This window comes from Burkholderia sp. KL41 (genome assembly GCF_057005415.2).
The window spans coordinates 649,665-675,223 of record NZ_CM174446.1 but is presented as its reverse complement, the minus strand read 5'-3'; the positions used below and the strand labels follow the sequence as shown (position 1 = coordinate 675,223).

At 68.4% G+C, this 25,559-nt stretch carries 23 protein-coding genes; 4 read left to right on the top strand and 19 right to left on the bottom strand.

Annotated features, from left to right (window positions below):
* Positions 1-160: 160 nt before the first annotated feature.
* Entirely contained in the window at positions 161-2,503 is a 2,343-nt protein-coding gene (locus PQB87_RS03265; RefSeq protein WP_489242555.1) for an NADP-dependent malic enzyme, read from the bottom strand.
* A gap of 134 nt (positions 2,504-2,637) precedes the next feature.
* Between PQB87_RS03265 and thiL the strand changes: the two genes are divergently transcribed.
* From thiL to PQB87_RS03250, 3 genes are read left to right on the top strand one after another with little or no spacing between them, the layout of a single operon-like run.
* Complete coding sequence (gene thiL, locus PQB87_RS03260; protein ID WP_489242554.1) at positions 2,638-3,636, top strand: thiamine-phosphate kinase; 999 nt, start codon at positions 2,638-2,640, stop codon at positions 3,634-3,636.
* A complete protein-coding gene (locus tag PQB87_RS03255) occupies positions 3,626-4,177 on the top strand; it encodes a phosphatidylglycerophosphatase A family protein (RefSeq protein WP_059687178.1) in 552 nt (183 codons plus the stop codon). The genes thiL and PQB87_RS03255 overlap by 11 nt, the downstream gene beginning before the upstream one ends.
* A gap of 31 nt (positions 4,178-4,208) precedes the next feature.
* A complete protein-coding gene (locus PQB87_RS03250) occupies positions 4,209-4,709 on the top strand; it encodes a CinA family protein (RefSeq protein ID WP_021161868.1) in 501 nt (166 codons plus the stop codon).
* Positions 4,710-4,745: 36 nt separating this feature from the next.
* Here PQB87_RS03250 and PQB87_RS03245 read toward each other — a convergent pair whose 3' ends face one another.
* From PQB87_RS03245 to mpl, 18 genes are all read right to left on the bottom strand, one after another.
* Positions 4,746-5,804, bottom strand: coding sequence for a hypothetical protein (locus tag PQB87_RS03245; protein WP_048026119.1), 1,059 nt, complete (start codon positions 5,802-5,804; stop codon positions 4,746-4,748).
* Between the two features lie 242 nt (positions 5,805-6,046).
* Positions 6,047-6,874, bottom strand: coding sequence for an orotidine-5'-phosphate decarboxylase (pyrF, locus tag PQB87_RS03240; RefSeq protein WP_021161870.1), 828 nt, complete (start codon positions 6,872-6,874; stop codon positions 6,047-6,049).
* Between the two features lie 39 nt (positions 6,875-6,913).
* Positions 6,914-7,975: an aldose 1-epimerase gene (locus tag PQB87_RS03235; RefSeq protein ID WP_111941415.1), complete on the bottom strand. Its 1,062-nt coding sequence runs from the start codon at positions 7,973-7,975 to the stop codon at positions 6,914-6,916.
* 49 nt (positions 7,976-8,024) lie between these two features.
* Positions 8,025-8,831, bottom strand: coding sequence for an SDR family NAD(P)-dependent oxidoreductase (locus PQB87_RS03230; RefSeq protein ID WP_489242553.1), 807 nt, complete (start codon positions 8,829-8,831; stop codon positions 8,025-8,027).
* Positions 8,832-8,860: 29 nt separating this feature from the next.
* Positions 8,861-9,877, bottom strand: coding sequence for an L-arabinose ABC transporter permease AraH (araH, locus tag PQB87_RS03225; RefSeq protein WP_060359803.1), 1,017 nt, complete (start codon positions 9,875-9,877; stop codon positions 8,861-8,863).
* A 70-nt stretch (positions 9,878-9,947) separates the two neighbouring features.
* Positions 9,948-11,459, bottom strand: coding sequence for an L-arabinose ABC transporter ATP-binding protein AraG (gene araG, locus PQB87_RS03220; RefSeq protein WP_489242552.1), 1,512 nt, complete (start codon positions 11,457-11,459; stop codon positions 9,948-9,950).
* A gap of 68 nt (positions 11,460-11,527) precedes the next feature.
* On the bottom strand, positions 11,528-12,523 hold the full coding sequence (locus PQB87_RS03215) for an arabinose ABC transporter substrate-binding protein (protein WP_059687181.1): 996 nt from the start codon (positions 12,521-12,523) through the stop codon (positions 11,528-11,530).
* Positions 12,524-12,634: 111 nt separating this feature from the next.
* Positions 12,635-13,414 (bottom strand): SDR family oxidoreductase, encoded by a 780-nt coding sequence (locus tag PQB87_RS03210; protein WP_042976654.1) that lies wholly within the window; start codon positions 13,412-13,414, stop codon positions 12,635-12,637.
* Complete coding sequence (locus tag PQB87_RS03205; RefSeq protein ID WP_059687182.1) at positions 13,414-14,091, bottom strand: 2-dehydro-3-deoxy-6-phosphogalactonate aldolase; 678 nt, start codon at positions 14,089-14,091, stop codon at positions 13,414-13,416. Before PQB87_RS03205 ends, PQB87_RS03210 begins: the two co-directional genes overlap by 1 nt.
* Before the next feature lie 22 nt (positions 14,092-14,113).
* Complete coding sequence (locus PQB87_RS03200) at positions 14,114-15,139, bottom strand: 2-dehydro-3-deoxygalactonokinase (RefSeq protein ID WP_489242551.1); 1,026 nt, start codon at positions 15,137-15,139, stop codon at positions 14,114-14,116.
* Positions 15,136-16,035 (bottom strand): IclR family transcriptional regulator, encoded by a 900-nt coding sequence (locus tag PQB87_RS03195; protein ID WP_021161879.1) that lies wholly within the window; start codon positions 16,033-16,035, stop codon positions 15,136-15,138. Before PQB87_RS03195 ends, PQB87_RS03200 begins: the two co-directional genes overlap by 4 nt.
* A 350-nt stretch (positions 16,036-16,385) precedes the next feature.
* Positions 16,386-16,784, bottom strand: a complete 399-nt coding sequence (locus tag PQB87_RS03190) for an EF-hand domain-containing protein (protein WP_021161880.1) — start codon at positions 16,782-16,784, stop codon at positions 16,386-16,388.
* A 79-nt stretch (positions 16,785-16,863) separates the two neighbouring features.
* A complete protein-coding gene (locus PQB87_RS03185; protein WP_165843589.1) occupies positions 16,864-18,474 on the bottom strand; it encodes a S10 family peptidase in 1,611 nt (536 codons plus the stop codon).
* A 448-nt stretch (positions 18,475-18,922) separates the two neighbouring features.
* Positions 18,923-19,660, bottom strand: coding sequence for a monofunctional biosynthetic peptidoglycan transglycosylase (gene mtgA / locus PQB87_RS03180; protein ID WP_042976647.1), 738 nt, complete (start codon positions 19,658-19,660; stop codon positions 18,923-18,925).
* Between the two features lie 14 nt (positions 19,661-19,674).
* The gene (gene aroE / locus PQB87_RS03175; RefSeq protein WP_048026102.1) at positions 19,675-20,541 is read right to left on the bottom strand and encodes a shikimate dehydrogenase; all 867 of its coding nucleotides are present in this window, start codon (positions 20,539-20,541) and stop codon (positions 19,675-19,677) included.
* A complete protein-coding gene (locus tag PQB87_RS03170; protein ID WP_489242550.1) occupies positions 20,538-22,634 on the bottom strand; it encodes a ribonuclease catalytic domain-containing protein in 2,097 nt (698 codons plus the stop codon). Before PQB87_RS03170 ends, aroE begins: the two co-directional genes overlap by 4 nt.
* An 80-nt stretch (positions 22,635-22,714) precedes the next feature.
* The gene (locus PQB87_RS03165; protein WP_021161885.1) at positions 22,715-23,284 is read right to left on the bottom strand and encodes a YqiA/YcfP family alpha/beta fold hydrolase; all 570 of its coding nucleotides are present in this window, start codon (positions 23,282-23,284) and stop codon (positions 22,715-22,717) included.
* The gene (gene mpl, locus PQB87_RS03160; RefSeq protein ID WP_224052407.1) at positions 23,281-24,870 is read right to left on the bottom strand and encodes a UDP-N-acetylmuramate:L-alanyl-gamma-D-glutamyl-meso-diaminopimelate ligase; all 1,590 of its coding nucleotides are present in this window, start codon (positions 24,868-24,870) and stop codon (positions 23,281-23,283) included. The genes PQB87_RS03165 and mpl overlap by 4 nt, the downstream gene beginning before the upstream one ends.
* Positions 24,871-24,912: 42 nt before the next feature.
* Between mpl and PQB87_RS03155 the strand changes: the two genes are divergently transcribed.
* The gene (locus tag PQB87_RS03155; RefSeq protein ID WP_027788425.1) at positions 24,913-25,557 is read left to right on the top strand and encodes a hypothetical protein; all 645 of its coding nucleotides are present in this window, start codon (positions 24,913-24,915) and stop codon (positions 25,555-25,557) included.
* Positions 25,558-25,559 lie beyond the last annotated feature (2 nt).

The window sequence follows — 25,559 nt, the reverse complement described above, 5'->3', positions numbered from 1 at the left end:
TCGCTACCAGGAGTGGAGAGATGCTGCTGTTGCCTTGAGGGAAGCGCGTTTGCGCCCTGCCCGCGGCGTGCCCATTGCGGGCACGCCTCTTTTTGCTTTTGTTTACAATTTCGCCCGACGCGCCACGCCGGTTCGATCGGCCTGGCGCGTTCGTTTTGGCTCAGCGCGCGGCGTTCACGTCGGCGACCAGCAGCGCCGCCATGTTGACGATGCGACGAACGGTCGCCGATTCGGTCAGCACGTGCACCGGCTGTGCGGCACCCAGCAGGATCGGCCCGATCGCGATGTTGTTGCCCGCAGCCGTCTTCAGCAGGTTGTACGCGATGTTCGCGGCGTCGATGTTCGGCAGGATCAGCAGGTTCGCTTCGCCTTCCAGCGTCGATTCCGGCAGGATTTCCTTGCGCAGCGCCGCGTCGAGCGCGACGTCGCCGTGCATCTCGCCGTCGACCTTCAGCTCCGGCGCACGTTCCTGCAGGATCGCGAGCGTATCGCGCATCTTCTTCGCCGAAGGTGCGTTGCTCGTGCCGAAATTCGAGTGCGACACCAGCGCGACCTTCGGCTCGATGCCGAAGCGGCGCACTTCTTCCGCGGCCATGATCGTGATCTCGGCCAGTTCTTCCGGGGTCGGATCGACGTTCACGTGCGTGTCGACGAGGAAGATCTGGCGGCCCGGCAGCACGAGGCCGTTCATCGCCGCGTACACGCTGCAGCCCGGGCGCTTGCCGATCACCTGGTCGATGAAGTGCAGGTGGCGGTGCGTGGTGCTGATCGTGCCGCAGATCATCCCGTCCGCTTCGCCCTTCTTCACCAGCATCGAGCCGATCAGCGTGGTGCGGCGGCGCATCTCGACGCGCGCGAGCTGCTCGCTGATGCCCTTGCGCGCCATCATCTTGTAGTACGTCTGCCAGAAGTCGCGGTAGCGCTCGTCGTGCTCGGTGTTGACGACCGTGAAATCGGTGCCCGGCGTCAGGCGCAGGCCGTAGCGCTGGATACGGTGCTCGATCACCGACGGGCGGCCGATCAGGATCGGCTTCGCGAGTTTTTCGTCGACGATGATCTGAACGGCACGCAACACACGCTCTTCTTCGCCTTCCGCGAATACAACGCGCTTCTTCTCTTCCGGCGCGGCGCGCGCGATCTGGAAGATCGGCTTCATCGTCGTGCCGCTGTGGTACACGAACTGCTGCAGGTGCTGCTTGTAGGCGTCCATGTCCTCGATCGGGCGCGTCGCGACGCCGCCGTCCATCGCGGCCTGCGCGACGGCCGGCGCGATCTTCACGATCAGGCGCGGATCGAACGGCTTCGGAATCAGGTATTCGGGCCCGAACGACAGATCCTGGATGCCGTATGCGGTCGCGACGATGTCGCTCTGCTCGTGCTGCGCGAGCTCGGCGATCGCGTTGACGGCCGCGATCTCCATTTCACGCGTGATCGTCGTCGCGCCGACGTCGAGTGCGCCACGGAAGATGAACGGGAAGCACAGGACGTTGTTGACCTGGTTCGGGTAGTCGGTGCGGCCGGTCGCGAGGATCGCGTCGGGGCGCACTTCGAGCGCCGCTTCCGGCAGGATTTCCGGCGTCGGGTTCGCGAGCGCGAGGATCAGCGGGCGCTCGGCCATGCCCTTCACCATCTCCGGCTTCAGCACGCCTGCGGCCGACAGGCCGAGGAAGATGTCCGCGCCGTCGATCACTTCAGCCAGCGTCCGGGCTTCCGTTTCGCGGGCGAAACGCTCCTTGTCCGGGTCCATCAGCTCGGTGCGGCCCTTGTAGACGACGCCGGCCAGATCGGTCACCGTGATGTTCTCGAGCGGCAAGCCGATGTCGACCAGCAGGTCGAGACACGCGAGCGCGGCCGCGCCCGCGCCGGACGCGACGAGCTTGACCTTCTTGATGTCCTTGTTGACGACCTTCAGGCCGTTCGTGACGGCCGCGGCCACGACGATCGCGGTGCCGTGCTGGTCGTCGTGGAACACAGGGATTTTCATCCGCTTGCGCGCTTCGCGCTCGACGATGAAGCAGTCAGGCGCCTTGATGTCTTCCAGGTTGATCCCGCCGAAGGTGGGCTCCAGCGCGGCGATCACGTCGACGAGCTTGTGCGGATCCGACTCGTTCAGCTCGATGTCGAACACGTCGATGCCCGCGAACTTCTTGAACAGCACCGCCTTGCCTTCCATCACCGGCTTCGACGCGAGCGGCCCGATGTTGCCGAGACCGAGCACCGCCGTGCCGTTCGTGACGACGCCGACCAGGTTGCTGCGCGCGGTGAAGCGTGCCGCGTTGAGCGGATTCTCGACGATCTCCTCGCACGCGTACGCCACACCCGGCGAGTACGCGAGCGCGAGGTCGCGCTGGTTGATCATCTGCTTGGTCGGGGCGATCGCGATCTTCCCGGGCGTCGGGAATTCGTGATAGTCGAGGGCGGCTTCGCGGAGCTTGGCTTTGGAGGAGGATTGGGTGGACATGTGTCTCGTGACGGGCGGATTAGAATAACTGTTCGACGGCATTGTAGCGCCAATCATCGGCCGCCAGACCGGCGATTCGGGTGCAACAGCCGCGACAAAAATGGTCCGGATGGTGCAGAAGCGCCGCCGTTCGCCTCGTACAATGCCGTTCCTTCAACCGTTCCGGATCGCCCGCCGTGCCAGCCGCCCTCTCCGAGTTTTCACTGATCGAACGCTTCTTCACGCGCCGCGCCGCGCAGGGCGCGCGCGCGTCGACGCTCGGTATCGGCGACGATTGCGCGCTGATCACGCCTCGATCCGGGAAATTGCTGGCCATTTCGACGGACATGCTGGTGGAAGGCCGCCACTTCTTTCCCGATGTCGCGCCCGATGCGCTCGGCCACAAGACGCTCGCGGTCAACCTGTCCGACCTCGCGGCGATGGGCGCCGAACCGCGTGCCTTCACGCTCGCGTGCGCGCTGCCGCGTGCCGACGCGGCGTGGCTGGAAGCGTTCAGCAACGGGCTGTTCGCGCTCGCGGAGCGCTACGGCTGCGAGCTGATCGGCGGCGACACCACGAGCGGCCCGCTGAACCTGTGCGTCACCGTATTCGGCGAAGTCGCGCCCGACGCCGCACTGCGGCGCGATGCCGCGCGCGACGGCGACGACGTCTGGGTGTCCGGCACGCTCGGCGCCGCGCGCGCCGGCCTCGGCGTCGCGCGCGGCGAATGGGCGGCCGGCGCGGCCGAAGCGGCTGCGTTCCGGCACGCGCTCGAGCGCCCCGAGCCGCGCATCGCGCTCGGCCTGGCGCTCGCGGGCGTCGCGCACGCGGCGCTCGACATCTCGGACGGCCTCGCCGGCGACCTGCAGCACATCCTCGCCCGCTCGCACGTATGCGCCGAGATCGATGCCGACGCGGTGCCGCGCTCGGCCGCGCTCGCGACGCTGCCGCCCGACGTGCAGCGACGCTGCACGCTGGCCGGCGGCGACGACTACGAACTGTGCTTCACCGCGCCGGCGGCGGCCCGCGCGGCGGTCGAAGCGGCCGGCCTGACGGCCGGCGTGCCGGTCACGCGAATCGGTACAATACGCGCGTTGTCCGCGCCGTCGGAACAGCCCGCGATCGCGTGGCGCGACGCCGCCGGCGCGCCCCTCGCCCTCACGTTGCACGGCTTCGACCACTTCCATGCAGACTGACCCGACGCCCGCGCACGCCGCGGCCGAGCCCGGCGCCGCACCTGGCGGACACGCGCCGCAGCGCGCGACCGCGCGCTTCATGCTGTCGCACCCCGCGCACCTCGTGTCGCTCGGCTTCGGCAGCGGGCTCGCGCCGCTCATGCCCGGCACGTTCGGCTCGCTGTTCGGCTGGCTCACGTTCGTCGTGCTCAACCGCTACCTGACGGTGCCCGAATGGTGGGCGCTGATCGCGGTCGGCTTCGTGGCGGGCACGTGGCTCACCGGTTTCACCGCGAGAAAGATGGGCACGTCCGATCCGGGCGCCGTCGTCTGGGACGAAATCGTCGCGATCTGGCTCGTGATGCTGTTCGTCACGCCCGCGACCTTCATCGGCCAGCTATGGGCGTTCGTCGCGTTCCGCATCTTCGACATGCTCAAGCCGCCGCCGATCCGCTATTTCGAGCGCCGCCTGAAAGGCGGGCTCGGCATCATGGTCGACGACCTGGTCGCCGCGTTCATGACGCTGCTCGTGATCGCCCTGTGGCGCTCCGTCGTCGGCTGACCGATTTCCCGACTCCCGTTTCCCGACGCGCATGCCAACCGATTCCGTCGTCCACCAGCTTGCGATCCGCGCAGGCAACAAGCTGCGTGACGAGCACCTGACGCTCGCCACCGCCGAATCCTGCACCGGCGGCATGATCGCAACCGCGATCACCGACATCTCCGGCAGCAGCCAGTGGTTCGAGCGCGGCTTCGTCACGTACTCGAACCAGGCCAAGATCGACATGATCGGCGTGCCGCCCGACCTGATCGACAAGCACGGCGCCGTCAGCGAGCCCGTCGCGCGCGCGATGGCCGAAGGCGCGCTGCGCAACAGCCGCGCGCAGGTCGCGCTGTCCGTCACCGGCATCGCGGGCCCGGCCGGCGGCAGCGAGAAGAAACCGGTCGGCACCGTGTCGTTCGGCTGGAGCAACCGGCTGCATACCGACGTCGAGACGCTCGTGTTCAAGGGCGACCGCGATCAGATCCGCACGCAGGCGGCCGCGCATGCCCTGCGCGGGCTGCTGAAGCTGCTCGACGAGCGCGAGGGCTGACCGGCCGGGGCGCCCGCCGCGCCCCTGCCGGCCCGCTTACTGGATCGCGTCGGGCTTCACGACGATCCAGTTCTTGTCCGCCGTGACCGGCAGGCCGAGCGACTTCTGCCGCGCGGCCGATTCATCCGACCACGCGCGGATCTGCGCCATCTGCTTGTCCTTCTTGTTCACCCACACGCGCACGCCGCCGCGCGCGACGTCGGTCGCGTTCAGCAGCATGTAGCCGTCGGACGTCGGCGTGTCGCCCGCGACGAGCACCGGCTTCTTCCACTGGTCGATCCAGCCGACGATCGAGCCGAGCTTGCCTTCGTACCACGTCATCGGGTTCATCAGGAACGGCGTGATCACGAGGCTGCGGTTCGCGGCCTCGTCGTACTTGCCGGCCTTGATCTGCAACCGGGACGTCGTCAGCGCGCCGGTCGCCGGGTTGCGCAGCAGCGTCGTCACGCCGATCACGTTCTGCGGCTTCACGTTGTAGCCGTACTTCGGGTCGGACAGCACGAGCCGCGCGAGCTCCTCGTGCGCGGCCGTCATCACGTAGACCTCGATCCCGTTCTCGCGCAGCGCGTTGTACAGCTCCTGCATCCCGCGGAAGAAACGCGGCGGGTTCACCGTGCCGTCGGCCACCTTGTCGCCCTGCCAGTAGCGGATCGGGATCGGCTTGCCGTCGGCGAGCATCGCGTCGACGTGGCGCTTCAGGTCGGCCAGCGACTGCCCGGCGAACGCCTGCGCGATCCACGGGTAGCAGACCAGGTCGTCGATCTCGCAGAGCCGGTAGTAATAGCTCGTCAGCGATTCCTTGTAGTCGGCGGAATCCTTGAACGGGATCAGCTTCAGCGACGGGTCGAGCGTGTCGCGCGTCAGCACGCCGCGGTTCTCGAGGTACGGCAGCAGCGACTCCTCGAGGTCGTAGCGGTAGGTCGTGTTGTCGGCGTCGAACACCGCGTAGTCGCCGCGATGCGCGTGCGCGGCGATCATCGCGTTCAACGCCTTCGCGCTGTCGGCCGGCCAGTGCGACAGGTCCGCCGCGTGGGCGAAGCTCATGCACAACGACGCGGCAAGCGCGCTCAGAAGACGTCGGGACAGCTTGGGCATGGCATCACTCCCTTTCTTGACAGTTTCGTTACAGACCGATGACAAGCGGGAGCATCGCGCGATTGGCGCGCGGGCATGCAGTGCGGAAACGACGGGAAGTTGCCCGTGCGCGTCAGTGCGGCGGCCGGGAAGGTGGGGAAACGGAGGCGGTAAAGCGGAGAACGCGGAGAACGCGACACGGGCCCGCGAACGCGGGCCTGCCGGAACCGGCTGCCCGCGCGGGCAGCCGGCGCCCTTCTCGATCAGCGATGCGCGTTGATCGTGTCGCGGGTCTTCTGCGCGGCGAGCGCCGCGGCTTCGGCGAAATCCTCGCCCTTGCTCGCGTACAGGATCGCGCGCGACGAGTTGATCATCATGCCGGTGCCGTCGGCCGTGCGGCCTGCGTTGACGGTCGCCTGCACGTCGCCGCCCTGCGCGCCGATGCCGGGGATCAGCAGCGGCATGTCGCCGACGATCCCGCGCACGATCTCGATTTCCTTCGGGAACGTCGCGCCGACCACGAGGCCGAGCTGGCCGTTCTTCGCGTTCCACTTGTTCGCCGCGAGATCGGCCACGACCTGGTACAGCGGCCGGCCGTTCGTGTCGAGGAACTGCAGGTCGGAGCCGCCCGGGTTCGACGTGCGGCACAGCACGATCACGCCCTTGCCTTCGTGCTCGAAGTACGGCTCGACCGAGTCGTAACCCATGTACGGGTTCACCGTGACGGCGTCCGCGCGATAGCGCTCGAACGCTTCGCGCGCGTACTGCTCGGCCGTGCTGCCGATGTCGCCGCGCTTCGCGTCGAGGATCACGGGCAGGCCCGGGTGCTGGAGGTGGATGTGCGCGATCAGGCGCTCGAGCTGGTCTTCCGCGCGATGCGCGGCGAAGTAGGCGATCTGCGGCTTGAACGCGCTCGCGTATTGCGCGGTCGCGTCGACGATCTGCCGGCAGAATTCGAAGATCGCGTCGGGCTGGCCGTCGAACTGCACGGGAAAGCGCGACGGCTCGGGATCGAGGCCGACGCACAGCAGCGAATTCGTGCGCTGCCACGCGGCGCGCAGCGATTCGATGAAACTAAGCGGGGAAGACATGGCGGGTACTCGCGGCAAACCGTTGGTAGACCGCGTATTTTACCCGCGTCGCCGGCGCGCCTCGCGTGTCGCGCCATTGCCGCGCGCATCGGCGCGTTCCACGGTGAACGCGAACCGCCGCGTGAGCCGCTCGCCGGGCGCGAGCAGCGTCATCCCGTGCGCAGTCGCGCCGCCCGGCAGGTTCACCGCATTGATCGGATGATCGACCGGCTCGAAGCAGAAGAAATCCTCGCCGGGCGGTGTATAGAGCACGTACGCATCGGCGTCGGCCGCCACCGTCAGCGACAGTCCGCGGCGCGGCCAGCTCACCGTCGCGTGGCCGCCCCAGCCGGTGAATGCGTGATTGACGAGCGCGGCCGGCAGCGGATACGCGACGCCGAACTGCCAGGCCGGCGGCACGCTCACGTGCCGCACCGGCAGGAAATCGGCGCCCGACAGCCACAGCCCGCCGGCGGCCGCGGCCAGCTCGGTCACGTCGTCACGTACCAGGAACGGATGCACGCCGAGCCCGAACGGCAATCGCGCGCGCCCCGCATTCTCGATCGTCAGCGCGATCGACAGCGTCGTATCGTCGAGCTCGAACGACTGGATCGCGCGAAACGCATACGGCGCACCGGCGGTGCGATCGAGCGACAGCTGCAGCGACGTGGCGGTCGCATCGTCCACCTGCCATGGCGCGAGCCAGCCGTCGCCATGGATCGGCAACGGCTCGTCGCGGCGGTTGCGCGGCACCGCGACGCTGCGCCCGTCGCATTCGAAACGCGCACCGCCGATGCGGTTCGAGTAAGGCAGCAGCGGATAGCACGCGAGCTGGTTCGGGTCCGTCGCCGTCTCCGGGTGTTCGCAGCGGCGGAACACCGGCATCAACGCGCCGTTGTCGCCGCGCCAGTCGAAGCGCGCGATGCCGCCGCCGAGATGCGGCAGCACGTCGAGCCGCAGCGCCGCGTTCGACAGCGTGACGGCCGCCGCATGCGCGGCGCCGACGCCCTGCGCGAAGGCGGCCGTCTGCGGGCCGGGGCTGACCGGCTGCGCGGCGGCGGCCAGGCGCGCGCGGCGCGACTGGCTGGTGGACGACGATGCGCGCGAGGACGTGGCGGTCATGATGAACTCCTTTCCTTCGTCGAAGAAACGATGCGGGTCGTGCGAACGGTCAGGCCCAGCCGCCGTCGACGATCACGTCCTGCGCGGTGATCATCCGGCTGTCGTCGGCCGCGAGGAACAGCGCCATCCGCGCGAGATCGGCGGGCAGCAGTTCGGCGTCGATGCACTGGCCGGCCTTGATCGCCGCGCGGCCCGCGTCGTCGAGCCACAGCCGGCGCTGCTTGTCGGTCATCACCCAGCCCGGCACCAGCGAATTCACGCGGATGCCGAACGGGCCGAGGTCGCGCGCGAGACCGCGCGTCAGCCCCTGCACGGCCGCCTTCGCCATCACGTAGACGGGATAGCCGCCGTTCTTCAGCATCCAGCTGATCGAGCCGAGATTGATGATCGCGCCGCCGCCCTGCTGCTTCATGTCGTCGATCACCGCCTGCGCGGCGAAGAACTGGTGACGCAGGTTCACTGCGATGCCTGCGTCGAACGATTCGGGTGTCACGTCGCCGATCGCGTGGCGCGCGTCGTTCGCCGCGTTGTTCACGAGCACCGCGATCGCGCCGATGCGCGCGCGGATCGCGTCGATCGCATGGCGCAGCGCGCCGACGTCGGTCAGGTCGCACTGGATGAACAGCGGCGCATGGCGTACGTGCGCGAGGCTGTCCGCCAGCGCGGCGCCGGCGGCCGCGTCGAGATCGACGAACGCGACGCGTGCGCCCTGCAACGCGAAGTGTTCGACGAACGCCGCGCCGATGCCGGTCGCGCCGCCCGTGATCAGCACCGCGCGATCCTCGAGGCTCGGGTAGCGTGCGTAGCGCGCGAGGCTCGCTGCGTGCGGGCCGGACGCGGAAGTGTCGATGGTCATGCGGTTCGTCTCCGTGGAAACAGGTCGGGTCAGTCGCGAACGCCGCGGTTCTTCAGCTGGTCGAGCAGCACGGCCGCGAGCAGGATCGCGCCGCGCACGAGGTACTGGTAGAACGCGTCGATGTTCAGCAGGTTCATCACGTTCTCGACCGTGCCCATGATCAGCACGCCGATCACGACGCCGGAGATCGTCGCGCGGCCGCCCATCAGCGACACGCCGCCGAGCACGCACGCGGAGATCACGTTCAGCTCGAAGCCCTGCGCGGCGTTCGGCTGGCCCGACGTGATGCGCGACGCGAGGATCACGCCCGCGAGCGCCGTCACCGCGCCCTGGATCAGGAAGATGTACACGCGCGTGCGTTCGACGTTGATCCCCGCGAGACGCGACGCCTCGGGGTTGCCGCCGATCGCGAGCGTGTTGCGGCCGTACACCGTCTGATTCAACAGCACGCCGAACGCGATGAAGCACAGCAGCGTGACCCAGATCGGCAGCGACACGCCGAACAGCGACAGCCCGCCGAGCGCGATGAACGTATCCGACGACACGCCGACCGCCTGCCCCTTCGACACGATGAAGCCGAGCCCGCGCACGATCTCCATCGTCGCGAGCGTCGTGATCAGCGCGTTGATGCGCAGGTAGGCGATCACCGCGCCGTTCACGAAGCCGATCGCGGCGCCGGCCGCGACCGCCGCGACGATCGCGACGAACGTGTTGTCGGTCGCGTTCAGCACCATCGCGCACAGCACGCCCGAGAACGCGACGGTCGAGCCGATCGACAGGTCGAAGTCGCGCGACGCCAGACAGAACATCATCGTGCACGCGACCATGCCGATCTGCGAGATCGACAGCGCGAGGCCGAGCATGTTGTCGATCGAGAAGAAGTGATCGACCGTCAGCGACATCGTGATGAACATCACCGCGAAGATCGCGATCAGGCTGTATTCGGTCAGGTGCTGCCACCACTTCTGGCGGTCGCTCTGCTGCGGCACCAGCGCGTCGGCCGTGGGCTTCACGGCGGCGCTGCCGAGGTTTTCGTTGACTTGCATGATTGTGTCTCCTGCTCCTGCATCGCGCGGCCCGCGCCGCGCGTGTTCGATTCGATTGTCGTGTCCCGCGTCAGGCTGCCTCGACGGCGCTCGTCTGCGGCAGCGCCAGGCTCAGCACCGCGTGCTCGTTCGCCTGTTCGCGCGGCAGCTCGCCCGCGATCCGGCCTTCGCGCATCACGACGATGCGGTCGGACACGCCGAGCACTTCCGGCAGCTCCGACGACACCATCACGATCGCGCAGCCGCGTTCCGCGAGCCGGTAGATCACGTCGTAGATCTCGTGCTTCGCGCCGACGTCGATGCCGCGCGTCGGCTCGTCGAGGATCACGACCTTCAGGTCGGGCTCCGCCAGCCAGCGCGACAGGATCGCCTTCTGCTGGTTGCCGCCCGACAGGAAGCGGATCTTCTGGCGCCGGTTCGGCGTCTTGATCTTGAGCCGCTGGATGAAGCGGTCGGCGGTCTCGCTTTCGGTCTTGCGGTTGATGAACAGCCCCGCGCGCAGCGAATGGCGGCGGCAGCTGATGTTGATGTTCTCCGCGACCGACGCGATCGCGATGATCCCTTCTTCCTTGCGGTCCTCGGGGCACAGCACGATGCCGTGGCGGATCGCGTCGCCGGTGCGCTTCACGTCGATGCGCGCCCCGTCGAGCGTCAGCACGCCAGCGCGCCGGTGATCCGCGCCGTACACGAGCCGCATCAGCTCGCTGCGGCCCGCGCCGACCAGCCCGAAGAAGCCGACGATCTCGCCCGCGCGCACCGAGAAGCTCGCGGGTTCGCGCAGGGCATGGCCGTCGACGCCTTCGGCGGAGAACCGCACGTCGCCGAGCGCGCGCGGCGCGTAATGGTAGATGTCCGAAATCTCGCGCCCGACCATTTCGGCGACGAGCCGTTCGCGCGGCACGTCGGCGAGCGATTCGTGCGACGCGATCTTGCGCCCGTCGCGGAAGATCGTGCACGCATTGCAGAGCCGGTAGATCTCGTCCATCCGGTGCGAGATGTAGATCAGCGCGCGGCCCTGCGCGCGCAGGTCGTCGACGAGCTTGAACAGCACCTCGGTCTCGCGATGCGACAGCGAACTGGTCGGTTCGTCGAGCGCGATCACGCGCGCATTGCGCATCAGCGCCTTGCAGATCTCGACCATCTGCCGCTGCGCGATCGACAGCCGCCCGAGCTTCGCATCGGGATCGAGATCGACACCCATCGCCGCGAGCCGCTCGCGCACATAGCGCTTCGCCTCGCGCTTCCTCACCCAGCCGAACGCATTCGGCAGGCGGCCGAGCAGCAGGTTTTCCGCGACCGTCAGGTCGGGCACGTACTGCAGCTCCTGGTGAATCACCGCGATGCCGGCCGCGATCGACGCGGCCGCATTCGCGAACTGCACGGGCTGGCCGTCGACCAGCACGCTGCCCGCATCGGGCTGGTATTCGCCGCCGAGAATCTTCAGCAGCGTCGACTTGCCCGCGCCGTTCTCGCCCATCAGGCCATGCACCTCGCCCGCATGCACGTCGAACGAGATGCCGTCGAGTGCGCGCACGCCGGGAAATACCTTGCCGATATTGTCAAAACGCAGTGCCGCTGACACGTCGCCTCTCCACTTCCGGAATCGATCGACCGCCGGCCGCCGCATCGCCGCGGCGGCCGGCGGGCCGCTTACTTCGACGCGAGCCCCATCTCGTCGCGCACCTTCGACACGTTGTCGCGCGTCGCGAGCATGCCCGTCGTCAGCGTCAGCGCCGGCGGTGCCTTGCCCTGCGTGATCCACGCGTACATCAGGTCGGAGGTTTCCTCGCCGTGGCGCTTCGGGCTGATGATCACGGTGCCGTAGAAGCCCGTCGGCTGCGGCTTCTTGAACTCGTTCAGCGCCGAATCGGAGCCGCCGATGCCGATGCCGATCATGTTGTCGGCCTTGAAGCCGCGCCCTTCGGCCGCGCGCACCGCGCCGAGCACGGCCTCGTCGTTCAGGCCGTACGCCACCCAGTGCTTGAACTGCGGGTTCTTCGTGAGCGCGATGTTCGCCGCGTTGAACGCATTCTCCGTGTCGGTCTTCGCCTGCGGCGCGGCGATCACGTTCGCCTTCGGGAAGCCGGCGGCCACCAGCGCGTCGGTCGCGCCGCTCGTGCGGTCGTGCGCGGTCGGCAGCTGCTCGTAGGTGATGTCGATCGCGCCGACATCCTTCATGTCCCAGCCGCGCTTCCTGATCTCGGCCGCGATGCCGTCGCCGACCTGCTTGCCGATGTTGTACGCGGAGATCCCCATGTGCGGCACCGACTCGATCGGCTTGCCCGCGCCGTCGACGAGGCGGTCGTCGACCGTCATCATCTTCAGGTTGTGCGACTTCGCCTTCGCGACGATGCCCGGCCCGAGCTTCACGTCGGGCGTGCAGATGATGAAGCCCTGCGCCTTCTGCGCGGACAGGTTGTCGATCGCGCTCATCACCTTTTCGCCGGACGGCGCACCGATCTTCACGAGCGTGAAGCCTTTCGCCTTCGCCGCCATCTCGGCGAACTTCCACTCGTCCTGGAACCACGGCTCTTCCGGCTGCTTCACCAGGAAGCCGATCTTGACCGGATCGGCCGCATGCGCAACCGGGCTCCCGATCACCACCGCGGCCGCGGCGGCCAGCGTTACGAACGTTCTGCGTTTCATCTCCAGTGTCTCCTTGTCTTCATCGAACAGGATGCAGCCGCTTGTTGGTTTCGACGCAGCGTGCGCGCGGCCGTCGCACGTGCGGTCTTTCGAATCGCTACGTCAATCGTGTCAGTCGTGGTACAGCGCCGCACGCCCGCCGTCGACGGTGATGCATGCGGCATTGATGAACGGCGCCTCGTCGGACGCCAGGAACACGGCCGTCATCGCGACCTCCTCGGGCCGGCCGATCCGCTTCATCGGCTGCAGCGCGAGCGTGTCGGCGCGCGCGGCGGCCGGATCGGGCTGCGCGTCCCACCAGTCGCGCGTGAGCTGCGTCTCGATGTAGCCCGGCGCGATCGCGTTCACGCGCACGTTGCGCGCCGCGTATTCGATGCCGAGCGCACGCGTTAGACCGAGCACGCCGTGCTTCGCGACCGGGTACGGAAAGCAGCCCGGGATGATCCTGAATGCATGCGTCGACGCGATGTTCACGATGCTGCCGCGACCGCGTTCGACCATCCCTTCCAGCGCCGCGCGGCAGCCGTGCCACACGCCGTCGAGGTCGACCGCGAAGCAGCGGCGCCAGTCGTCGTCGGTCATCGTCAGCGGATCGGCGAACACGTTGATCCCCGCGTTGTTCACGAGCACGTCGAGCGGGCCGAACGCCGCCTCGGTCCGCGCCACGGCATCGCGCACCGCATCCTGGCGCGCGACATCCGCCTGCAGCGCCAGGACGCGCGCGCCGGCGATGTCGTGCGCAATTCCGGCGGCGGTGCGCTGCGCCTGCGGGAGGTCGAGATCGACGAGCGCGACGGCCGCGCCCTCGCGAACGAACGCGCGGGCGATCGCGGCGCCGATGCCTCGGCCCGCGCCCGTCACCATCGCGACCTTGTCCGCGAGGCGGCCCATCATGCGGCTCCGCCGCGCGCCGCGCGCAGGCCGGCCTGGAACGCACGCGCGTTCGCGGCAGTCTCGTCGGCCGGCTGGCCGGGCCGGTACAGCGCCGAACCGAGCCCGAAGCCGTTCGCGCCGGCCGCGAGGAACGGCTGCATGTTGTCGGGTGCAATCCCGCCGACCGGGATCAGCGGCACCGCGCGGTCGATCACCGCGCGCCACGCCTTCACGACGATCACGCCCAACTGCTCGGCCGGGAACATCTTCAGCACGTCCGCACCGTTCGAAAGCGCCGCGAACGCTTCGGTCGGCGTCGCGACACCCGGCGCGCTCGCGAGGCCGCGCTCGCGTGCGCGGCGGATAACGGCCGCGTCGCTGTGCGGCATCACGATCAGTGAACCGCCCGCATCCTGCACGCGATCGACGTACTCCGCGCGCAGCACCGTGCCCGCGCCGACGATCGCGTCGTCGGGCAGCGCGCGCCGCAGCGCCGCGATGCTGTCGAACGGGTCCGGCGAATTGAGCGGCACCTCGACGATCCGGAAACCGGCTTCGTACAGCGCACGGCCGTGGTCGGCCGCTTCGGCGGGCGTGATCCCGCGCAGGATCGCGATCAGCGGACACGCGTCGAACGCGCGCATCAGTGCGGCGTGAGGCGTGTACGGCGCGGGTAACGTAAGGTCGGACGGCATCAGGGGTTCCTCTGCAATCGGTTCATTGGTCGGCGCAGACGGGCTCGCCGTCCGCGCGCACGAGCCCGGCGCGTGACGCGATCCGCCACAGGCCGCGCTCGGTCGCATGCGCGACGACTCGCGCGTGCGGGTGGCCGAATTCCTGAAGCGCATCGGCGTAGCGCGCGCACAGGCCGTCGTCGCCGATCAGCAGCAGCGGCTGGTGTGCGAGCGCGATGCCGCGCTCCGCGAGCATCGCGTCGAGCGCGTTGAGCTCATGGCCGATCAGCAGGCCGGACAGGTAGTCGCCCTGCGCATCGGGCGCGAGCCGGTCGGTCAGGCCGAGCGTGCGCGTGCTGAAAATCGTCGCGAGCAGCCCCGTGTGCCGCGCGCCGCGCGCGACCGATACGCCGCGCACGAACGCCGCGCGATCGGGCGACGCACCGGCGCGCATCGTGCGGCCGAGGATCGTGTGGTCGCGCAGCACCGCGAACAGCTCGCCGGTCATGAAGGTCTGGAACCGCTCGATCAGCCCGTCCGTCACCCACGCCCATTTCGCATGCGTGCCCGGCAAGCCGATCAGTACCCCTGAACGATCGGCGCCAAGCGTGGGATCGCTCGCGAGTGCGCCGACTATCTGCGTCTCTTCGCCGCGCATCACGTCGGGCAATTCGCCCGTGGCGATCACACCCGGCACGATCGAGATCGTCGCACCGCGCGAGGTCGTCACCGTGATGAGGCCCGCGACGAGCGCGTCGGCGCCGGCCGGCACCGCGACATACGGCGCCTCGCGCCAGCCCTGCGCGCTGCCGACCATCCCGGCGGCGAGCACCGGCAGGCCGGGCGAGCGGTCGAGCCAGTCGCCGCAGGCTTCCTCGAACACCGCGTCGAACGCGCGCGCGCCGCCGCCCGGCACATGCATGACGCCCGCCGGACGGCTGCGCGTGTCGATGAGCGCGCCGTGCGCGTCGTACAGATACGCGCGCAGCGAGGTCGTGCCCCAGTCGAGCGCGATCAGCGACGGGGTGGCGGAGGTGGCGTCCGGAACGGGCCGGGTCGAAGTCGTCATCGTTTGATCCTGCGGGTACCCTGCGGCGGGCTCCAGCCCAGTTCCGCGGAAATGGCTCGCGCTTCGCGCTGCACGAGCGGAATCAGTTCGTCCATCCGGTCGTGCGGCATGTACGGAATCGTGCTCGCCACCGACACCGCCGCGACGACCGCGCCCGATGCGTCACGGATCGGCGCCGCCACGCAGCGGATCGACGCCTCGTTCTCCTCGAGGTCGAACGTATAGCCGCCCGCTGCGTAATGGGCCATGCGCTGCAGGAACGCGCTCGTCTCGGGCCGGTTGTCGGGCTTGAAATTGACGCCGGCCAGCGCGCGCCGTGCGGCCTCGAACAGCGAGCGCCACAGGTCGGGATCGAGGTCGAGCATCATCGCCTTGCCGATGCCGGTCGACGCGAGCGGCATCCGGTGGCCCACGCGCGAGCGCATCTCGAGGCCGCGCGTACCGGGAATCTTGTCGATGTACAGCACGTCGTCGCCGTCGCGCACGCCGAGATGGATCGTGTCGAGCGTCGCTTCCGCGAGCGCTTCGAGGTGCGGGCGCGCGACCGCGGTGAGCGGCATCTGCTCGAGCGCGATCGTGCCGAGCTCGATCAGCTTCGGGCCGAGCAGGTAGCCGCCCTGCACCTGGCGCAGGTAGCGCGCCTGCACGAGGCTGCTGACGAGGCGGTGCGTCGTGCTGCGCGTCGTGCCGAGTGCGGCGCCGATCGCGCGCATGTCGCGCGCGCCGTTCGCGATCGCCTCGAGGATCGCCAGACCGCGCAGCAGCGTCTGCGTACCGGCCTGCTGGGCAGCGAGATCGAGCGGCGTGCTGGTCGCGCCGATGCTGTCGGTCAGCGACGCATCGTCCGGCGTCGCGCGCCGGGCGTCGAGGGCAAGGGAGTCGGGCATCTTGGTCATGGGGCGGGCTTCTTCAACGGAACCGGTGAAGCCGTTCGCGCGACGCCGGAACTGCGTCCGGCATCGCGGCGAGGCGGCGGTCGATGCACCGAATAAAGCGCCCTGCGAACTTCATGGAAGGTGTCTCCGTGTGCGTCGGGCGCCGCGCGATGCGTGGGTCCGAAGCTGTCGATGTGCTTCGGATTGTAGGAGCGCACGCACTCGCCTCCAATATTTGAATGCGTTGCCCAGATAATGAGAATTCGACGGGAATCCGCGGCAGGCACGCCGTAACGGCCGCGCCATGTGCACGGGGGCGGAACCCGCCGTGTCGCAGGTTCCGCCCCCCGTTGGTTCACCGCGCGCCGCGCTTACTGCTGGCTCGTGCTGCGTGCCTGCATGTAGCGCTGTACGTCCGCGAACGACACGCGGCCGTTGCCGCTCGAGTCGATCTGCCGGAAGTGGTTCGCGACATAACCGAGGCCGGCCGCGCGCGCCTGCGATTCGGTGATCGAACCCGTGTTCTGCGAGTCGGCCGCGCTGAACTGCCGCGCGAGCTTGCGCACCACCTGCGCATGCAGTGCGGCGCCCGTCGTCTGCGTGCCGGCGGTCGGCTTGCGCGCGGCCGGCGGCACGTACGGATCGCCGAGCTGCGCCTGGCGCGCGCGCGTCGGCGCGGCGGCGTCGCTCGCCTGCGCGAACGCGGATACGGATGCTGCGGCGCCGACACATGCGAGCGCCGCGGCAACGACGATGAAACGATTCTTCATATCAGGCTCCAGTCTGGAATGAGGTCGTCGACGGCCGGCGCGGCGCCACCGCGGGCGCCGGTCGCCGGCCAGCGCAGCATCAGTGCGCGGCCGCGTTGTAGAACGTCACGAGGTCGGCTTTCTCCTGCGGACGCGACGTATCGTCGAGATAGACCATGTGTCCGCCCTGATAGTCCCTGATCGTCAGGTTCGGTTGCGTCCCGAGCCGCGCGAGGTCGAGCTCGGTCTGGTAGAACGGCGTCGCGATGTCGTGATACCCGTTCAGCGACAGCACCTTCAGTTGCGGGTTCAGCGCCAGCGCCGCGGCGAGATCGGGGATCGTGTCGGGCATCGCGAGCCCGTCGTGCGTCCAGTCCCACGTGTTGATCGCGTTGCTGCTCAACGAATACGCCGACTGCGCGGTGTACTTCAGCTCGTTCGGCAGGTACTGGCCGATCGTGTCGGTGAACGGCTTCGTGATGAACGAGCTCGACGGATCGCCGTCTGCGGCAAGCGGGCTCGACACCGGCACGTTCACGCGCGCGTCGTAGCGGCCGATCAGCGTGCCCGGGATCAGCGACAGCTGGAAGCTGTTGTCGAAGAAGGTCGGGATCACGTTGAAGTCCGCATTCCACAGCGACTGCTTCACGCCGGTCGAATTCACCATCGTCGTGACGAGGGCCGGCGGCGGCGGCGTATGGCTTGCCAGGTACGCGTTCACGGCGGGCGCGTAGCTGCCGGCCGTCAGCAGGCGCATCTGGTCGGCATACTGCGGCAGGTTCGACGGGTTCGGGTTGTCGAGCTGGTAGTACGCACCGACGGTGCCATACGACGGCACGAAACCCGCGCAACTCACCGGGCTCGACCCGTTGTTCGAGTTGCCGATGTAGTCGCTCGCCATGTCGCAGTTCGTGTTGTAGTTCAGGATCGACGACTGCAGCACGATGCCGTCGAGCTTCACGCCCGCCGTCTCGAGCAGGTTCGCGAGCACGTCGGTGCGCGGCGTGCCGTACGACTCGCCGAACAGGTATTTCGGCGATGCGCTGCGCTGGTTCACGGCGAGGTAGCGCGTGACGAAATCGCGGAACGCGCCGCCGTCCTGGTCGACGCCCCAGAACGTCTGGTTCGTGTTCGGCGCGATCGCTTCGGAGAAGCCGGTGCCGATCGCATCGACGAACACGAGGTCGGTCGTGTCGAGCAGGCTTTCCTGGTTGTCGACGAACGGGAACGTCGACGTGTTCGCGTTCGGGTCGCCCGTCTGGATCCGGCGCGGGCCGAACGAGCCGAGGTGCAGCCACACCGATGCCGAGCCGGGGCCGCCGTTGTACAGGAAGGTGACGGGCCGCTTCGCCGCGGGCTGGTTGTCGGCCGTATAGGCGACATAGAAGAACGAGGCTTCAGGTGCGCCCGTCTGCGGATTGCGCGCGACGAGGTGGCCGGCCGTGGCCGTGTAGCGGATCGTCTTGCCGTTCAGCGTGATCTGGTGATGCGTGACGGCGGCCTTTTCAACCGCGGCGGAGGCGTCGAGCGACGCGTTCGCGCTCGACGAATAACTGTTCGGATCGTTGTACGCCCTGTCCACCTGACCGGCGGGATCGGCTGAGTTGTCGGCGCTGGCAGCAGCGGACGATGTCACGTCGTCGTTGCAGGCCGTCAGAATCAGCGAAGAAAACACCACTCCCAACAACAGCTTCGCTTTGCTCGCTGGCATCGTTGCTTTCCTTCTCTCGGATGTTTTTTGTATCGAGCAGCCGGATAAGCCGCCCCCCGCCTCGATCGCGGCCGATAAGCCGAGGCGCTGGCCAATATACGCGAGGCCGTCAGCTTTGAAAAATTTTGAAATATTTGGCCGGCGACCGGTGCGGCGCACACCTTTCAGGAATGCTTCGGTTCGCGAAACGTTGCATTTCACGTGCCTTTCACAGACTTTCGCGTTTACCCGGGAATACTAAAAATTCCAGGATTTCGTGCCATATCGGCCAACAAACGCCCGTGATCGCGAGCATTGCTCAGCAAAGCGAAATAGACGGATTCGTCTAATGGATGTGACCCGAAATGCGCGTGACGCGCATGCGCTGCAGCGCACAAACGGCCCGCAAGCGACCCGCGTGCGGCGCACGGGCATCGAAACGGTCAATGTGACGGCGCGCTCGCGCCGTTCACTCCGATTGCGGCAGTTCGGCCGCGCCCATCCGGCGGGCGATGACTGCCGCGCGCTGCGCCTGGTAAGCCGAGCCGCGGTGCGCGTCGAACCAGCGCGGCTTCGGCAGCATCACCGCGAGGCGCGCCGACTGCCACGCGCCGAGCCGGCTCGCGGGAATCCGGTAGTAATAGCGTGCGGCCGCCTCGGCACCGTACACGCCGCGCCCCCACTCGACGGAATTCAGGTAGATCTCGAAGATCCGCTCCTTGTCGAGCACCGTTTCGAGCATCCACGTGATGATGAGCTCCTGCCCCTTGCGGATGTAGCTCTTCTCGCGCGACAGGAACAGGTTGCGCGCGAGCTGCTGCGTGATCGTCGAGCCGCCCGCGACGATCCGGCCGCGCGCCTTGTTCTTCTCCCACGCCTGCAGGATCGCGTCGACGTCGTAGCCGTTGTTGGTCGCGAAGGTCGAGTCTTCCGACGCGATCAGCGCGCGCTTCAGGTTGCGCGAGATCTGGTCGTAAGGCACCCACTGGTGCTGGATCTGCGCGGGCGGCTTGTCGCGCGACAGCCACCACGCGTCGGTGCGCATGAACGCGGTCGAGCCCGGGTTCACGAACGACCACAGCGCGATCTGCACGAGATAGAACAGTTGCGTCGCGAGCCACGCACCCGCGAACACCGATCCCGCATAGACGATCCAGCGCGTCGGGCTCACCGTCCGCGTGTGCTGCGTGCCGCTCACCGCCACCACGTGCCGCGCCCCGTTCAGCTCGCCGCGAGCGCCTGGCGCAGCGCGGCCAGCACCGGTGCGCCGTCCGGACGCACGCCGCGCCAGATGAAGAACGATTCGGCCGCCTGCTCGACGAGCATTCCGAGCCCGTCGGCGGTGCGCGCGCCGAGCGACGCCGCATGCTGCATGAACACCGTCGGCTGCGCGCCGTACATCATGTCGTACGCGAGCGTGCCCGCGCCGAACGCGGCCGCGTCGCACTCCGGCAGCGCGGCATCGAGGCTGCCGGCCGTCGCGTTGATCACCACGTCATATGGCTCCGCGCGCACGACGTCCGGGCCGCCGCCCGCGAGCGTGCAGCCCGCATCGTGGGCGGCCTGCATGAACTGGCCGACGAGCGCCTCGGCCTTGCTCGCGGTGCGGTTCACGATCGTGATCGACAGCGGCGCGCGGTCGAGCAGCGGCAGCACGACACCGCGCGCCGCACCGCCCGCGCCGAGCAGCAGGATGCGCGCGCCCGCCAGCGACACGCCGAGATTCGCCTCGATGTCGCGCACGAGGCCGACGCCGTCGGTGTTGTCGCCGTGGATACGGCCGTCGGCGTCAATGCGCAGCGTATTCACCGCGCCCGCCGCCGCGGCGCGCGGCGACAGCGTGTCGGCAAGCGCATGCGCCTCGAGCTTGAACGGCACCGTCACGTTCGCGCCGCGACCGCCTTCGGCGACGAAGGCGCGCACGGCGGCTTCAAAGCCGTCGACCGGCGCGAGCCGGTGTGCGTAGTCGACCGGCTCGCCCGTCTGCGCGGCGAACTGCGCGTGGATGAACGGCGACTTGCTGTGCGCCACCGGGTTGCCGAACACGACATAGCGGTCGGCGCCACTCGTCGACGCAGCTGCGGTCATGATGCGCGCCCCTCTTCTTCGGCGTTGCCGCCCGTGGCTTCGCCGCCTTCACCACCTTCGCCGGCTGCCGCGCCGTCCGCCTCCGCCAGCGCTTCCGCCTCGGTTTCGGCCGTTGTGTCTTCGGCGTCGATCAGCGTGTCGTCGCCGCCTTCGGCGTCATCCTCTTCGTCGGCCGCGTCGCCGCTCGTCACGGTCGGCGCATCGAGCACGTTCAGCAACCGCACCGATGCCTCGATCGTCAGCTCGTCGAGCGACATCACGTCGAGCAGCACGCGCGTGCCGCGCGCATGCACGCCGAGCCCCGGCACGTGCAGCAGCAGCGGAATTTCCTCGAGGCGCACGAGATCGCCCTTCACCACGCTCGCGACGACCTGCTTCTTCTGCTCCTGCGCGAGCCAGCGCAGGCACCAGAAGTACTCCATCCGGCGCTGGTAGTCGGCGTAGGCCGTATACGTGTCGTCGAAGCCCTGCACGACCGCGTACAGGTCGGCGTCCTTCGGCTTGAACGGTGCGGCGAGCTTCGCGGTGACGCCGTGCTGCACGCACGCGAGCAGTTGCCACTGGTTCACGAGGTCGACGTAGCGGCGCAGCGGCGACGTGCTCCATGCGTACTGCGCGACGCCGAGACCTTCGTGCGGCGCGGCCGTCGTCTGCATCCGCGTGCGCTTCGGGCCCGGTGCGCCGAAGCCGCGCTGCGAGCGGTAGATGCCCGGCACCGTGTGATCGTGCAGGAACGCGCCCCACGTCGAGTTCGCGAGGATCGCCAGCTCCGACACGATCAGGTCGAGCGGCGAGCCGCGGCGGCGCGGCGTGATCGTCACGTGCTCGCCTTCGACGTAGAAGTTGTAGTCGGTGTTGCGCTGCACCTCGCGCTTCAGGCCGTAACCCGCGCGCGCGACCTGGCGCTTCTCGAACAGCGCCTGAGCGAGCGGCCACAGCACGGCGATGTCGTCCTTGTGCGGATAGTCGCCGGTGCCGGCCGCGAGCGTCTCTTCGTTGACGAGCTCGTCGAGGTTGTTGTGTCGCAGGTTGTTCTTCACGAACACGAGCTCGGCGCGCGTCTCGTTCGCGACGATCTCCTGCGTTTCGCGGTTGACGATGATGTACAGCGACAGTGCCGGGCGGTAGTCGCCCTCTTTCAGCGTGAACACGTCGACGACGTCGTCCGGCAGCATCGTGATCTTGTCGCCCGGCATGTAGACGGTCGACAGGCGCGTGCGCGCGATCGCGTCGATCGCGTCGCCGCGCACGATGCCGAGCGCCGGCGCCGCGATGTGCACACCGATGCGCACGCGGCCGTCGGAGAGATGCTCGACCGAGAATGCGTCGTCGATTTCGGTCGTCGTGATGTCGTCGATCGAGAACGCCTCGACGTCCGCGCGCGGCAGGTCGTCCGGCAGCGGGCCGACCGTGACGGCCGGAAAGCCCGTGCCGTGCGGGAAGAACTCCGCGAGGAAGCGCGCCTCGTGCAGCGCGCGCGGCGACGCGATGCCGCCGCAGTCGAGCATCAGCCGCGCCGGCGACACGCCGCGCGCACCGGCCGCCGCTTCCATCGCCTTGTATTCGATCGCGTTCTTGTCCGGCCGCGTCAGCAGCCCGAGCACCTTGCCCGTGAACGCTTCCGGCAGCTTGCCGGCCTTCAGCTCCTCTTCGTACTGCGCCTGGACGAGCGCCTGCTGGCGCTTGCGCTCGAGCGATGCGAGCGCCATCTTGAGCTGCTCTTCCGGCGCGCGCTGGTACTGGCCGCGCCCCTTGCGGCGGAAGTAGACGGGCGAGCCGTGCAGTCGCAACACCAGCGCCGCACGCTCCACCGGGCCGTACGTCGCGCCGAAGTATTCCGCGGCCAGCGCCGTATACGCGAACTCGTCGGTCGGCGCGCATTCCCACAGGAAATCCAGGTCGATCTGCTGCGCGGCCGTGTCGGCTTCCTGCATCAGTTCGCCCGCGGCCGGCTTGTCGAATTCGATCAGCACGTCTTTCGCGCGCACCTTGGCCCGCCGCCCGCCGGGCAACTCGACCTGAAATGCGTCGCCCTGGCGCGACAGCACGCTGCCCGCCTTGAAACTGCCCGATTCCTCGAAGAAAACGTTCACTCAGTACTCTCGTTCAGACTGCCGGGCACCGCGTCCGCGGCGCCGCATGATGATGGGAATTCGATCGGCACATGGCCGGATTAAGACGTCTTTCCGTCGCAAAACGCGAGAACGTCGTCGACATAGTCGGCAAATTCGCTGATCCCGTGATCGCTGCCTTCGATCACGCGCGTCTTCGCGCCCGGGTAATGCGCGAGCATCTCGCGGTAATCGAGCACTTCGTCCCCGGTCGCCGCGAACAGATAGTAGCGTTCGGCACGCGTGATTGCCGGCACGCGCAGCGCGTCGAGTTCATGCAGGTGATGACGCTCGACGACGATCGTGCCGCCGCCGTGCCACAGCGGCTGTTCGCCCAGGTGCTGCTCGAGATCGCGCTGCGGCACGATGGCCGGATTCAGCAGCACGGCCTTCCAGCCGTGTTTTTCGGCCAGCCAGGTGGCGTAATAGCCGCCGAGCGAGCTGCCGATGACGGTCACGTCGCGCGCGCCGGCCACCTCGGCTTCCGCGACCGCGATCGCTTCGAGCGGCGACACCGACAGCGACGGGCACCGCCACTCGCCGCTGCGGCCGAGCTCGGCCATGCGCGCGGCGAGCTGGCGCGACTTCTGCGATTCCGGCGACGACCGGAAGCCGTGCAGATACAGGATCACGAGCGGCTCCCGAGCGCATCGAGCAGCTTCTGATGGACACCGCCGAAGCCGCCGTTGCTCATCACGAGCACGTGGTCGCCCGGGCGGGCGGCTGCGACGACGGACTTCACCAGCAGGTGCAGGTCGTCGAACGCATGCGCGCGGTCGCCGAGCGGCGCCAGCGCCTCGGCCAGATTCCAGCCGAGCGCGTCGCGCCCGGCCGGCGCGCCGTAACCGAACACGAGATCGGCGTCGGCCAGGCTCGCCGGCAATTGCGACTTCATCACGCCGAGCTTCATCGTGTTCGAGCGCGGCTCGAGCACGGCGAGAATGCGGGAATTCTGACGGCCGATGCGTGCACGAAGGCCGGCGATCGTGGTTTCGATCGCGGTCGGATGGTGCGCGAAGTCGTCGTAGACGGTCACGCCGTCCACGCTGCCGCGCACTTCCATGCGGCGCTTCACGTTGCGGAACGACGCGAGGGACGCGGCGGCCTGCGCGGGCGGCACGCCGACGTGGCGCGCGGCCGCGATCGCCGCGAGCGCGTTCATCCGGTTGTGATCGCCCTGCACCTGCCATGCGACTTCGCCGACGCGTTCCGCGTGCGAATACACCGCGAAACGCTCGTCGACCGGCACGCCGTCCTCGGCCGGCAGCGCCTGCCAGCCGCCGTCGACACCGAACCGCTCGACCTCGCTCCAGCAGCCGCGCGCCAGCACGCGCTCGAGCGCGTCGGAACGGCCGTTCGTGACGATCCTGCCGACACCGGGCACGGTACGCACGAGATGATGGAATTGCGTCTCGATCGCGGCGAGATCAGGGAAGATGTCGGCGTGATCGAATTCAAGGTTGTTCAGCACCGCGGTGCGCGGCCGGTAGTGGACGAACTTCGAGCGCTTGTCGAAGAACGCCGTATCGTATTCGTCGGCCTCGATCACGAAGAAGCTCGAATCGGTGAGCCGCGCCGACACGCCGAAGTTCAGCGGCACACCGCCGATCAGGAAGCCCGGGTTCAGACCGGAGTCTTCCAGCAGCCACGCGAGCATCGACGACGTGGTCGTCTTGCCGTGCGTGCCCGCGACCGCGAGCACCCACTTGCCGGCCAGCACGTGCTCGCCGAGCCATTGCGGGCCGGATACATAAGGCAGGCCGCGATCGAGGATCGCCTCCATCAGCGGATTGCCGCGCGTGACGACGTTGCCGATCACGAAGAGATCCGGTTTCAGGTCGATCTGCTCGGCGCCGTAGCCCTCGATCAGCGTGATGCCCTGCGCCTCGAGCTGCGTGCTCATCGGCGGATAGACGCCCGCGTCGCAACCCGTCACCGTGTGGCCCGCCTCGCGCGCGAGTACGGCGAGACCGCCCATGAAGGTGCCGCAGATGCCAAGAATGTGGATGTGCATAGATGAATGCTTTCGCGCCGCCGGGCGCCGTCGATTCGGAAAGGATGTGTGTGCGGCGCGCCGGACGGGCCGCGCGGCCGGCGCCCGGCCAACGGCTTTTGCCGCGACACAAAGAGCACTATTGTAACTGACGGCCTGCCGTGCCCGGCGGCCCGAACGATGCGCGCGAGCGGCGCCGGCACGCCGGGCGGCAGGCCGCCGCACCCGCGCTCGGGCGCCGCGGCGATCGAGTATGATTGCCGGATCATGTCTCGCAAACCTCTTGTCGACCCGCGGCGCCTCCGCGAGGAAATTGCCCAGTCCGCCGCCCGCCTGATCGCGGAGGACGGCCTCGACTATGCCGGCGCAAAACGCAAGGCCGCGCGCCAGTTGCTGGGCGACTCGCGCGTTGCAGGCGAATGGCTGCCGGATAACGACCAGATCGAGGAAGAACTGCGCGAATATCTCGCGCTGTTCCAGAGCGACACGCAGCCGGACGAACTGCGCCGCCTGCGCGAAGTCGCGCTCGACTGGATGCGCCGGCTCGCCGAATTCCATCCTTATGTGACGGGTGCCGTGTTGAACGGCACCGCGAACGCGCATTCGGATATCCATTTGCAGGCATTCACCGACAACCCGAAGGACGTCGCGATCTACCTGCTGAACCAGAACGTCCAGTACGACGTGTCCGAGACGCGGCATTTCGCGGGCCGCGCCGACGTCGAGACGCTCAGTTTCCTGTGGCGCCCGCGGCGCGACGTGGATGCGATCGGCATCCATCTCGCGCTCTATGCGAGCGACGACCTGCGCGGCGCGGTCAAGGCCGACGCGCGCGGCCGGGTCGCCCGTGCGGATGCCGCCGCGCTGCGCGCGCTCGTCGAAGCAGGCAAGGCCCCTTCCGAACCGGAATGATT